At 66.1% G+C, this 10,981-nt stretch carries 12 protein-coding genes and 1 pseudogene; 9 read left to right on the forward strand and 4 right to left on the reverse strand.

The genetic code is table 11. The annotated features are described in order from the left end of the window. The 5 genes from AC0L3U_RS31790 to aat all read left to right on the forward strand — a co-directional run. A partial coding sequence (locus tag AC0L3U_RS31790; protein ID WP_473364351.1) for an ATP-binding protein occupies window positions 1-658 on the forward strand: 658 nt, incomplete at its 5' end. Between the two features lie 106 nt (window positions 659-764). Then, a complete protein-coding gene (locus AC0L3U_RS31795) occupies window positions 765-2,282 on the forward strand; it encodes a sensor histidine kinase (RefSeq protein ID WP_473364352.1) in 1,518 nt (505 codons plus the stop codon). Further along, complete coding sequence (locus tag AC0L3U_RS31800; RefSeq protein ID WP_007609730.1) at window positions 2,279-2,719, forward strand: response regulator; 441 nt, start codon at window positions 2,279-2,281, stop codon at window positions 2,717-2,719. Before AC0L3U_RS31795 ends, AC0L3U_RS31800 begins: the two co-directional genes overlap by 4 nt. Beyond that, window positions 2,716-3,831, forward strand: coding sequence for a sensor histidine kinase (locus tag AC0L3U_RS31805; RefSeq protein ID WP_473286976.1), 1,116 nt, complete (start codon window positions 2,716-2,718; stop codon window positions 3,829-3,831). Before AC0L3U_RS31800 ends, AC0L3U_RS31805 begins: the two co-directional genes overlap by 4 nt. Window positions 3,832-3,881: 50 nt before the next feature. Further along, window positions 3,882-4,562 carry a leucyl/phenylalanyl-tRNA--protein transferase gene (gene aat / locus AC0L3U_RS31810; protein WP_026232743.1) on the forward strand — a complete coding sequence of 227 codons (681 nt, stop codon included), beginning with the start codon at window positions 3,882-3,884 and terminating at the stop codon, window positions 4,560-4,562. A gap of 36 nt (window positions 4,563-4,598) precedes the next feature. Here the strand turns inward: aat and AC0L3U_RS31815 are convergent, their stop codons facing one another. Next, entirely contained in the window at window positions 4,599-5,645 is a 1,047-nt protein-coding gene (locus AC0L3U_RS31815; RefSeq protein WP_473364353.1) for a DUF2155 domain-containing protein, read from the reverse strand. A 253-nt stretch (window positions 5,646-5,898) separates the two neighbouring features. Here AC0L3U_RS31815 and AC0L3U_RS31820 point away from each other — a divergent pair. After that, window positions 5,899-6,030: pseudogene (locus AC0L3U_RS31820) on the forward strand (alpha/beta hydrolase); the annotation flags it as partial. A 13-nt stretch (window positions 6,031-6,043) separates the two neighbouring features. After that, window positions 6,044-7,060 carry a Na+-dependent transporter gene (locus AC0L3U_RS31825; RefSeq protein WP_473287454.1) on the forward strand — a complete coding sequence of 339 codons (1,017 nt, stop codon included), beginning with the start codon at window positions 6,044-6,046 and terminating at the stop codon, window positions 7,058-7,060. Window positions 7,061-7,119: 59 nt separating this feature from the next. Here the strand turns inward: AC0L3U_RS31825 and AC0L3U_RS31830 are convergent, their stop codons facing one another. Then, window positions 7,120-7,296, reverse strand: coding sequence for a hypothetical protein (locus tag AC0L3U_RS31830; protein ID WP_473286980.1), 177 nt, complete (start codon window positions 7,294-7,296; stop codon window positions 7,120-7,122). Window positions 7,297-7,406: 110 nt separating this feature from the next. Further along, the gene (locus AC0L3U_RS31835; protein WP_473286981.1) at window positions 7,407-8,348 is read right to left on the reverse strand and encodes a GlxA family transcriptional regulator; all 942 of its coding nucleotides are present in this window, start codon (window positions 8,346-8,348) and stop codon (window positions 7,407-7,409) included. Between the two features lie 91 nt (window positions 8,349-8,439). Between AC0L3U_RS31835 and AC0L3U_RS31840 the strand changes: the two genes are divergently transcribed. Further along, window positions 8,440-9,126, forward strand: coding sequence for a DJ-1/PfpI family protein (locus AC0L3U_RS31840; RefSeq protein ID WP_473364354.1), 687 nt, complete (start codon window positions 8,440-8,442; stop codon window positions 9,124-9,126). A 498-nt stretch (window positions 9,127-9,624) separates the two neighbouring features. Here AC0L3U_RS31840 and AC0L3U_RS31845 read toward each other — a convergent pair whose 3' ends face one another. Then, entirely contained in the window at window positions 9,625-10,032 is a 408-nt protein-coding gene (locus tag AC0L3U_RS31845; RefSeq protein WP_354054866.1) for an NADH:ubiquinone oxidoreductase subunit NDUFA12, read from the reverse strand. A 247-nt stretch (window positions 10,033-10,279) separates the two neighbouring features. Here AC0L3U_RS31845 and AC0L3U_RS31850 point away from each other — a divergent pair, with 247 nt between their 5' ends. Next, complete coding sequence (locus AC0L3U_RS31850) at window positions 10,280-10,957, forward strand: BA14K family protein (RefSeq protein WP_473364355.1); 678 nt, start codon at window positions 10,280-10,282, stop codon at window positions 10,955-10,957. Window positions 10,958-10,981: the final 24 nt, after the last annotated feature.

The following is a 10,981-nucleotide window of genomic DNA, read 5'->3' on the forward strand; positions in this document are numbered from 1 at the left end:
CCACCAGAAGGTCTGGGAGGAAGGTCCCTCGCCTGTGCTGACTGCGGCTGCGCGCGCCAAGATCGGCGAGACCTGCGCCAAGGCGATGCGCGAGATGAAATATCTCGGCGTCGGCACCATCGAATTCCTGTTCGAGGACGGCGAGTTCTACTTCATCGAGATGAACACGCGCATCCAGGTCGAGCATCCCGTCACCGAGAGCATCACCGACATCGACCTCGTGCTGGAGCAGATCCGCATCGCCGCCGGCGGCGACCTGCCGGCGAGGCAGGAAGAGGTCCAGGTCATCGGCCACGCGATCGAGTGCCGCATCAACGCCGAGAATCCGCAGACCTTTCGTCCTTCGCCTGGCCGCATCACGCAATATCACCCGCCCGGCGGGCTCGGTGTGCGGATCGATTCCGCCGTCTATCAGGGCTACACGATCCCGCCTTATTACGACTCGCTGGTCGGCAAGCTGATCGTGCACGGCAAGACCCGCGGCGAGTGCCTGATGCGGCTGCGCCGGGCGCTGGACGAGATGGTGGTCGAAGGCATCGAGACCACCCTGCCCCTGTTCCGCGCTCTGGTGCGCGAAGACGACATCATCAACGGCGACTACCACATCCACTGGCTGGAACAATATCTTGCCGGCAAGGTGGAACCCGCCCCGAAGTAGCCGTCCCTCGGCATGGAACCCTTTGGCCCTAATCGCGTTTGGGACGATGGGGACAGTTCCGAGGGGGCGTTTTGAAGTCCGGCAATCCTGATCGAGCGAGACCGTCGTGACCGCTGACGCGCAGCGACGGCGTACATTTTGGCAGATCCTGCTGTTCGCAGCGGGACTGCTGGTGCTGACCGTGATCAGCGCCGGCTCCGTCTACCTCGTCAACAAGGCGAGAGACGACAGCAAATGGGTGGTTCACACCATCGAGGCGGAGAACCAGATCAACGCCCTCCTGCTGGAAATCCGGCGGGCTGAGAGCACGGCCCGCGGCTACCTCCTGACAAAGGGGGAGGACTTCAAGGCCGACCATGACAAGGCCGTGGCGGCCATCATCCCGGCTCTGGACAGGCTCACGCGCCTGATCGGCGACAATCCGGCGCAACGCGAGAACATCGAGAAGCTGAGCGCAGCGATCGAGACCCGGCTCGGGCAGTTCGCGCAGGAGATGGATTTCATCCGCCGGGGTGAGCCGGAGAAGGCCGCAGCGCTGGTCCGCGAGGTTGTCTCCACGGACGCGACAGCCGCCATCGCCAAAGTCGCGACCGGGATGATCCAGGAAGAAGAACGGCTGTTCCGGCTCCGATCGGTCAATTCGGATCGCAGCCAGACCCTCGCCGCGTCGATGACCGGCATCGGCTCCGGCCTCGTCGTGCTGCTGGCGCTGATATCGATCTGGCTGGTGCGGCGCTCGGCCGGTGCCCGCGACGATGCCGAGGGGCGCCTGCGCGATGCCAATGTCAATCTGGAGGCCGTGGTCGACGAACGCACGGCCGATCTGCGCGAAGCCAATAACGAGATCCAGCGCTTCGCCTATATCGTCAGCCACGACCTGCGCTCGCCACTCGTCAACATCATGGGCTTCACCAGCGAACTCGAAGAGCTCGGCGGCGACATTTTCCGCCGTATCGGCGGCCTTACCCACGTCCCGGCCGACGGGCCGCCGCTGCCGGACGGCGAGATCGCGCTCGAAGGTCCCGACAAGCAGCTCTCGGCGGATTTTTCCGAAGCGCTGGGCTTCATCAAGTCGTCGATCGCCAAAATGGACCGCCTGATCTCGGCGATCCTCAATCTCACCCGCGAGGGTCGGCGCGAGTTCCAGCCGGAAAAGATCGACACCGCCGAGCTGATCGAAGCGATCGTATCGACGCTGGCGCATCAGGCCGCCGAGGCGCAGGCGGAGATTCATGTCGCACCCCTGCCCAATCTCGTCAGCGACCGCCTGGCGCTGGAGCAGATCTTCTCCAATCTGATCGACAACGCCATCAAATATCTCAAGCCCGGCGTTCCCGGCGAGATCAGAATCCGCGGGCGCACCAAGCTCGGCTACGCAATCTTCGAGATTAGCGATAACGGCCGCGGCATCGACCCCAAGGACCACCAGCGGATCTTCGACCTGTTTCGCCGCGCCGGAACCCAGGACAAGCCCGGTCAGGGCATCGGTCTTGCGCATGTGCGTGCACTTGTGCGTCGCCTCGGCGGCACCATGTCGGTATCATCGGAACTGAATACGGGCAGTACCTTCACCATCACGCTGCCCATCACCTGGAACGCCAGCAACCGGAACGCGGATCAATGACTCAACCCGTCAGCATCATCATGATCGAGGACGACGAAGGACACGCGCGGCTGATCGAGCGGAACATCCGTAGGTCCGGCGTCAACAACGAGATCATCTCCTTTGCCAACGGCACGGACGCGATGAAACACCTGTTCGGGCCCGACGGCAGCGGGCTCGTGCAGAAAGGTAATGCGCTCCTGATCCTGCTCGATCTCAATCTTCCCGACATGACCGGGATCGACATTCTCAAGCAGATCAAGGAGAACAAATATCTGAAGGCCTCGCCCGTGGTGGTGCTGACTACCACCGACGATTCCCAGGAAATCAAGCGCTGCTACGAGCTCGGCTGCAATGTCTACATCACCAAGCCCGTGAACTACGAGAATTTCGCCAATGCCATCCGGCAGCTCGGCTTGTTCTTCTCGGTCATCCAGGTCCCGCCCGCCGCCCCATGAACCAGCGCATGCCCACACTGCTCTACATCGACGACGACGGGGCGCTTGCGCGTCTGGTCGATCGCGGCCTGACACGGCGCGGCTACAAGGTCGTTCACGCCGCAAGCGGCGAGGAAGGCCTCGAGCTTATCCGCCGCGCGGGCGCGCAGGACAGCATTGACGGCGGCATCGACGTCGTGGCGCTCGACCAGTACATGCCCGGCCTCGACGGACTGGAGACGCTGGAGCAGATCATGGCGATCCCGGGCGCGCCGCCGGTGGTGTTCGTCACGGCGTCGCAGGATTCCAGCATTGCGGTGACGGCGCTGAAAGCGGGCGCGGCCGATTATCTCGTCAAGGACGTCAAGGGCGACTTCATCCCCCTGCTTCACGTCGCGGCCGAGGGCGCGCTGCGCCAGGCCGAACTGCAGAAGGCGCGCGAGGAAGCCGAAGCCGAGATCCATGCCTCGCGCGACCGCTACGCTGCTCTTGCGGCCGAACGCGAGCTGCTGCTGCGCGAGGTCAACCACCGCGTCGGCAACTCGCTCCAGATCATCGCCTCCCTGCTGCACCTGCAGGCCAGCTCCGCCGCGCAGGATGAGGTCAAGGCTGCGTTGACCAATGCGATGGGCCGCGTCGCCGCGGTCGCGCAGGTGCACCGCCGCCTCTACACCTCGCAGGACCTGAAGAGCGTGGTCCTGAACCAGTATCTGGACTCGCTGCTCGAGGATTTGCGCCGCTCGGCCGAGGGCAACCGGATGTCGCGCCTGACGCTGAAGGCCGAACCGATCGAGATCGATCCGGACCGTGCTGTCGCCGTCGGCATCATCGTCAACGAGCTGGTGATGAATGCGGTGAAATACGCCTACCCTGACGGCGCCGGCCCGATCCATGTCGAGCTGACCTCGCAGGGCGACGATCTCCTGCTGTCGATCAGCGACGATGGTGTCGGCGACAACGTCAAGGCCGATCCGCGCTCCACCGGCATGGGCCAGCGTATCGTCGCAGCCATGGCCACGAAGCTCGACGCTTCGGTCGAGCGCGACCCCACCCATTCCGGAACCCGCGTTGTCTTGACGTTCCGCCGTGTCCCCGCTGCCGCCGGCAAGCCGGCTGCTGCCGCAGCGAACTGATCCGCACCGCCCATCGCAACCGCCTTGCGATCCTGCTATTGTGGCGAGCCATGACTTCGCGCGACTCTGCCCCGTCTGAAATCACGCCAGCCGTGCTGCTGCGCGCCTATGCCTGCGGCATCTTTCCGATGGCCGAAAGCGCCGATGATCCGACCCTGTTCTGGGTCGAGCCGGAGTTGCGCGGCGTCATCCCGCTCGATGGATTTCGCGTGGCCTCCCGGCTCGCGCGCACCGTGCGTTCGGATTCATTCCGCGTCACCGTCAACACTGCCTTCAAGGCCACGATCGCCGGCTGCGCCGCGCCGCAGGCCGGGCGCGAGGACACCTGGATCAACAAGCGCATCCGCGACCTCTATGGCGGGCTGTACGAGCTCGGCCATTGCCACAGCGTCGAGGCCTGGCAGGGCGAGGATCTCGTCGGCGGGCTTTACGGCGTCAGCCTCGGCCGGGCCTTTTTCGGCGAGAGCATGTTCCACACCGCGCGCGATGCATCCAAGGTCGCGCTGGTGCATCTGGTCGCGCGGCTCATCCATGGCGGCTTCGAGCTGCTCGACACCCAATACGTCACCGAGCACCTGAAGAGTTTTGGCGCGGCCGAGATCTCGCGGCGGCGCTACACCGCGCTGCTCGACAAGGCGCTCGCGGGCGAGCCCGGGGATTTCCTGAGGCTCTCCGCCGGCGAAGCGATCCCGGGCGCACGCGCGCTCGAGATCATCGCCGCGCGGCAATAGTCAGGGATATTAGCGGCCAAGCCCCGGGGATTTGGCCTAGCGGCCAAACCCGGGGATACCGAACAGACCCGGCCGCTGCTCGGGCGGCGGAGGTGGCGGCGGCGGTGCCGGCTGCTGCTGCTGGATCGGCGGCAAGGGCTGTGGCGGACGCTGCTGCACCTGTTTCGGCGCAGCCTTCTTCTGGGCAGGCGGCGGCGGTGCTGCCGGCTTGGTGCCGGGATCCGGTGCCGCGGTCGCAATCGTCTGCTGCGGCTCTTTGCAGTCGGTGAGCCAGATATCGTAGATCGGGTGCTCGACGCCGTGCAGGCCCGGACTTGCCGCGTACATCCAGCCCGAGAAGATGCGCTTCACCTCACCCTGCAAGGTGATCTCGTCGACCTCGACGAAGGCGTCGGTGTTGGCGGCCTCGGTCGCCGGTCGCGTGTAGCAGGCGTCGGTTTTGACGCGCAGCGCACCGAACTGCACGGTCTCGCCGATCTCCTCGTCGAAATTGATGATGCGCCCGGTGATCTTGTCGAGACCGGAGAAGGTCGCCTTCTTGTTCACGATCTTCTGGGCCGGCGGCTCGGTGACGACCTCGTCGCCCGGCTGAAGGCTCGCCGGCGTCTGCGGGACAGCGCCGCCCGGCCCGCCCTTCTGCTGTGGCTGGCGCTGACCGGGCGCGCCCGGGGCGCCTTGCGGATTGGGTGGAGCGACCGCGACGGGCGGCGGCTGGTTTGGCGGAGCAGCACTAGACCCGGGCGGCGGCGCCAGAGGCTGGGTCTCGACCGGCCCCGGCATCACATTGCCCTGCCGACCCGGCGGCGGTGCCATCGGACGCGACGGCAGCACACGGCCTTGCGGCGGCAGCTCCGGCACCTCTTCGTCGTCGTCGGGGATCTGCGGCTGCGGCTGGGGCTGGCCACGCGGAATGTTGCCGGGCGGCCGCAGCGGCGGCGGATCGGAGAAGATCGTGCCGATCTGTGCCTGCGCCGGCGTTGCAGCCGTCAGTGCGGTGGCGGCCAGAAGCGCCGCAAGACCTGTCAGGGTAAATGTTCGAAACATCTCGCGCGGCTTCAACAGCGAATCGGGCTTGCTGGACATTCTACAGGGGATACCGCCGCTCGCAGGCCATCCGGTTAACACGGCGAATACGGCGGGGGAAGGGCGGCATCCCTGCCCTTCCCGGCCCGGTCTGGCCAGATCGGCCCCCGGATGGGATAGTCGAGCACCTCCCTGGGGGCCGAGGCGGCTCCGACCAAAAAGAACTCCAACCATAACTGGAAACCCGCAAGGTCGCTCCCCCATGCCCGTCGTGCTCGATCCCGATGCCGCCGCCGTCTACCAGGCCTTCCAAGAGGCCGGCGTGCCCATGGCTACCAAGCATGATCCCGGCCAATTCCACGGCTTTTTCACGATGGGGAAATTGCTGCGAGAGGCCAATGTCGCCGTGAGCGAGATCGGCGCGTGGCTGAAAGGATCGGGCTGAAACGCCGTTCCCGATGCCACCCGTTCTTCAAAGCATATTCGCCCTCCCCCTGCGCGGGCTGACATGGCTTGGCGGCCAAGGCACCCGCGCGGTGGCGGCCGTCGTGTTCATCGCGCTCGCGGTGCCGCCGCTCGGGGCGTTGCTGCGCCCCTACGTCACCGAGGCGATCTTCGTTCTGCTCTGCATCTCCTTCATGCGGGTCGATCTCGCCGCGCTCACCGGCCATCTGCGGCGGCCGGCGCTGGTCGGGACCGCCACCGTCTGGACCATGATCGGCGTGCCCGTGATCGTCGGGCTGATCGTCCATTTCACCGGACTCACGGCGCGCGCGCCCGACCTTGCGCTCGCCTTGGTGCTGCAGAGCATGGCCTCGCCGATGATGGCCGCGCCGGCGCTGGCCGCGCTGATGGGCCTCGACGCCACGCTGGTGCTGGTCACGCTGGTGAGCGCGACCGCGCTGGTGCCGTTCACGGCCTCGCTGTTCGCAAGCCTGTTCCTCGATGGCATGCTCAGCATCTCGCCGCCTGCGCTGGGGCTGAAGCTGCTCGGCATCCTCGCCGCATCGCTGCTGGCCGCGACCGTGATCCGGCAGGTCTTCGGCGCGACCGCGATCCAGCGCCACAGGCAGCCGATCGACGGCTTCAACATCGTCATCCTGCTGGTCTTCGCGACTGCGATCATGGGCGACGTCGCCAGCGATCTCGTCGCCCGGCCGGTCTCCACCCTCGGCTTCGCGGCGCTCGCCTTCGCGATCTATTTCACGCTGCTTGCCATCACCACGCTGCTGTTCCGCCGCATCGGCTATGAGCGCGCGCTGGCGCTCGGGCTGATGGTATCACAGCGCAATCTGGGCCTGATGCTCGCCGCGACCGCCGGCGCGCTGCCGCCCACCACCTGGCTCTATTTCGCGATGACGCAGTTTCCCATTCACCTGGCGCCCTACATGCTGATGCCGATCGCGCGGCGCTTGACGGCGCGCGCGCAGGCCTCGGGCGCCGCGGCAACCGGCGGCAAGGCCGCATCGGGCTGAACCAGTCCGCAAGTCATGTCCGCTGCCATGCGAGGCCGCTGGTGACCAAGTGAACGTCGTCACGCAGCGCGCCAATTTCCCTTGTGAATATCGAACTTCACGGCGCCTTCGTCACGCATCTTCAACAGGAGCGATTGGCAGTCGTCCTGGTTCTTGATGTTCACGCGCTTCATGATGTCGAAAGTCTTCAAAGGTTTTTCGCGAAGGGCAATCAGAATCTTTTCTCGATCGGTCATTGGGGTTCCTTGCATCGGGATCAGCGACGGTACGTGTTGTACGCATCGTCTACAACGGGTGCATTCGCTTGACGAGGTCCGTTCCGGGTCAAAAAGGCGGAAGGCCGGGCCTACCCGGCCCTTGCCGCGCGCCGCAGCGCCTGCGGCGGCTGGCCGAAGGCGCGGATGAAGGCGCGCCGCATGCGCTCGGGATCGCGGAAACCGGTCGCCTCCGCGACGAGTTCGATCGCCTCGCGCGAGGACTGCACGCGCTCCCGCGCGACCTCGATGCGCAAGCGCTCGATGGCCTTCGAGGGCGTCGTGCCAGTCTCGGCGGCAAAGGCGCGGGCAAAATGCCGCGCACTCATGCCGGCGCGGTCGGCGAGATCTTCCACCGTCAACCGGCTATCGAGGTTCTCGCGCGCCCAGGACAGCAGCGCGCCGAAGCGGCCGTTCGGCGTCTTCAATTCCAGAAGTGACGAGAATTGCGACTGGCCGCCGCTGCGGCGATGATAGAGCACGAGCTGCCGCGCCGTGTCCTGCGCGATCTGCTCGCCGTGATCCTCCGTCACCATCGCGAGCGCAAGGTCGATGCCCGCCGTGATGCCTGCCGACGTCCACACATTGCCGTCGCGCGTGAAAATCTGGTCCGGCTCGAACTTCACCTTGGGATAGCGCGCAACGAAATCGCGTGTCCGCCCCCAATGCGTGGTGGCGCGACGGCCGTCGAGCAATCCCGCCTCGGCCAGCACATAGGCGCCCGAGCAAACGCTCGCCACCCGCACGCCGCGCCGCGCCAGCCGCTGCACGAAGGCGCGCGTGACCTCGCAGCGCGCGGCGTCCGTCACGCCCGCGCCTCCCGCCACGACCAGCGTCGTGATCGCATTCGCCGACTTGAAGTCGCGCGCCATCATCTCGACGCCGGACGAGCTGCGCACGGGCCCCGCGTTCACCGCCAGCACGCGGATTCCGGTCGTCGTCTGGCCCGTGCAGCGCGCCGCGATCTCGAACACGGAGATCGGGCCGGCCGCATCGAGCAACTGGAAGTCCGGGAAGATCAGGATGCCGATCATGGTCATGTCCGAAAGCGAGGGAAATACGCCATTTTGGACAGAAGGGCATCATGAGAGGCTGCGTCCGTCAAGCTCATAATTCGAGGCTCTCATGTCGTCCCCGCTCCAGATCGGTCTCTTGGTGTTTCCGCGCGTCACCCAGCTCGATTTTACGGGTCCCCTGCAGGTGTTCTCCTCCGTGCCGGGCGCAAAACTGCATTTGATCTGGAAACGGATCGAGCCGGTGCCGAGCGATTCCGTGCTGACGCTGACGCCGACCACAACGTTCGCCGACTGCCCGCAGCTCGACGTGATCTGCGTGCCCGGCGGCGGCGGCACCAACGATCTGCTCAATGACGAGGAGGTGCTCGGTTTCCTGCGCCGGCAGGCCGAGGGCGCCAAATACGTCACCTCGGTCTGCACGGGATCGCTGGCGCTCGGCGCCGCCGGCCTCCTGAAGGGCTACCGCGCCGCCACGCATTGGAGCGCGATGGAGATGCTCGCTCAGTTCGGCGCGACGCCGACCAAGACGCGCGTCTGCGTCGACCGCAACCGCATCACCGGCGGCGGCGTCACCGCGGGAATCGATTTCGCGCTGACCCTGGTGTCGATCATGGTCGATCGCACCACCGCGGAGGCGATCCAGCTTCAGCTCGAATACAATCCGGCCCCGCCGTTCAATGCAGGCTCGCCCGACACCGCACCCGCAGAGGTGCTGGCGTTGCTGAAAGAGCGCGGCGCGCAGGGCCAGGCCCGGCGGCTAGAGGCGGTGAAGCGCGCGGCTGAGCGGATGGTGTAATTCGTTTCGGGCAATCTCGTGCCCCGGACGCAGCGCAGCGCTACTTCAGCGGTGCGCTGCAGAGCCGGGGCCCAGCAACGCTAGCAAGTGGCTGGGTCCTGGCTCGGCGTCGCGTCATTTCATGCCGCGCCGCGTCCGGGACACAAGAAGTCGCGCAGTCCGCTAAAGAAAAAGGCCGCCCGGTTTCCCGAGCGGCCTTTCCTGTCTTACGGCGGCTGCACATTTCATCGGGCGATTTCGGAGCTTCCAGACCGGGGGCCTATTTCCCGATCGAGTCCTGGTCGGCGGCCGCTGCATTTCGGGACAGTCGCGAACTGTTGCCCGAACCGAACGCGATGGTCTCCCATCTCCGTAAGATGCGACCATTGAGCCGCATCGCCCGCGTGGCTGCAATGCCCGCGCAGGACTCATCCCCGCTGTTCCCGCTGTCCACAGCAAAGCGAGGCGGATGCGGGTGCATCCACTCCCACGACAAGGATTGAGACGGGGATCGGAAGCCTAGCTGGGCGTCCAGGGCTGATAGTCGCCGGTTGCCTTGGGCCGCTTGCCACTGGCGAGCGTCGAGCCCGAGGGACGGTAGGCGTTGGCCGTGCCCGTGAGATTGGGCTGGTGCGGCTTTTCCCACTCGCGCGGCTGGTAGTTGTCCTGCGTCGGCGGCACGTCGACGGTGTGATGCATCCAGCCGTGCCAGGACGGCGGGATGCGGCTGGCCTCGGCATAGCCGTTATAGACCACCCAGCGCCGCTCGAAGCCGAGCGCCGGGTCGATCGCCCCGCCGCGGGTGCGATAATAGAGGTTGCCCTGCTCGTCCTGGCCGACCAGCTCGCCGTAGCGCTTGGTCCAGAGTTGGGTGCCAAAAGTCTGGCCATTCCACCAGGTGAAGAACTTGAGGAAGAATTGTTTCATGCGGCAAGGGCCCTGCTTCGTCGGGTCCTGATGCCATCCGGACGGCGAAATGTCCAGTTCGGCGCGGGCGGCGGCGCCCCGCTGCAGATGCGGTCTACCGGCACGGAACGCTGCCGCAAAGCGGACGCGATCCGTTCATGCCGGATACAGCGTCGCCATGAGAGCCTGTCCTCGCACGCAAACCCCCGTGATCCCAGGAACTCCGGCCCTTTCATGGGGTTTGCTTCCGGGAAAAGGAGTTTTGATCATGAAAAGTCTGAAAGTCTTGAGCGCGGCTGCGGCCGTAGCACTGGTTCTCCCGTTGGCGACGCCAAGCTTCGCGCAAGGTCGCGGCGGACATGGCGGGGGCGGCGGTGGCCATTTCGGCGGAGGTGGCGGTGCCCACTTCGGCGGCGGTGGCGGCGGCGCTCACTTCGGTGGTGGCGGGGCTCACTTTGGCGGTGGCGGCGCCCACATGGGCGGCGGCAATTTCGGCGGCGCGAGGATCGGCGGCGGCGGGGGCAATTTCGCCGCCGGCTCAGCGGTACGTCCCAGCGGTGGCAGCTTCGTAGGCGGCGCGAGCCGACAGGCCTTCTCGCCGTCCTTCAGCGGTACACGCAGCGTCGCGACTGCGGGCAACTGGCAGGGCGGTAGCGGCAATTGGAGCGGTCGTCACTGGCATCATCGTCACGGCGGCGGCTTCTGGCCCGGTGTTGCCGCGGGTGCTGCGATCGGCGGCCTCGGATCGTACGCCTATTACGGCGGCGGCTATTACAACGACCCCTATTACTATGGCGACGACAGCTATTATGATGAGCCGTCAGTCGCCGTGGTCCCCGATAGCGGCGGCGACTCCGCGGGCTACTGCGCGCAGCGCTACAAGTCCTACGATCCGGCGTCCGGCACCTATCTCGGCTATGACGGCCAGCGTCATCCCTGCCCGTAACCCGACCTGCAACATTTGAAGAAG

The organism is Bradyrhizobium sp. Kon69 (genome assembly GCF_055807515.1).

Bases quoted from the DNA above. Each gene is read 5' to 3' on its own strand.
- AC0L3U_RS31800 (WP_007609730.1), top strand. From the start codon at position 2,279: ATGACTCAACCCGTCAGCATCATCATGATCGAGGACGACGAAGGACAC.
- AC0L3U_RS31805 (WP_473286976.1), top strand. From the start codon at position 2,716: ATGAACCAGCGCATGCCCACACTGCTCTACATCGACGACGACGGGGCG.
- aat (WP_026232743.1), top strand. From the start codon at position 3,882: ATGACTTCGCGCGACTCTGCCCCGTCTGAAATCACGCCAGCCGTGCTG.
- AC0L3U_RS31815 (WP_473364353.1), bottom strand. From the start codon at position 5,645: ATGTCCAGCAAGCCCGATTCGCTGTTGAAGCCGCGCGAGATGTTTCGA.
- AC0L3U_RS31825 (WP_473287454.1), top strand. From the start codon at position 6,044: ATGCCACCCGTTCTTCAAAGCATATTCGCCCTCCCCCTGCGCGGGCTG.
- AC0L3U_RS31830 (WP_473286980.1), bottom strand. From the start codon at position 7,296: ATGACCGATCGAGAAAAGATTCTGATTGCCCTTCGCGAAAAACCTTTG.
- AC0L3U_RS31835 (WP_473286981.1), bottom strand. From the start codon at position 8,348: ATGATCGGCATCCTGATCTTCCCGGACTTCCAGTTGCTCGATGCGGCC.
- AC0L3U_RS31840 (WP_473364354.1), top strand. From the start codon at position 8,440: ATGTCGTCCCCGCTCCAGATCGGTCTCTTGGTGTTTCCGCGCGTCACC.
- AC0L3U_RS31845 (WP_354054866.1), bottom strand. From the start codon at position 10,032: ATGAAACAATTCTTCCTCAAGTTCTTCACCTGGTGGAATGGCCAGACT.
- AC0L3U_RS31850 (WP_473364355.1), top strand. From the start codon at position 10,280: ATGAAAAGTCTGAAAGTCTTGAGCGCGGCTGCGGCCGTAGCACTGGTT.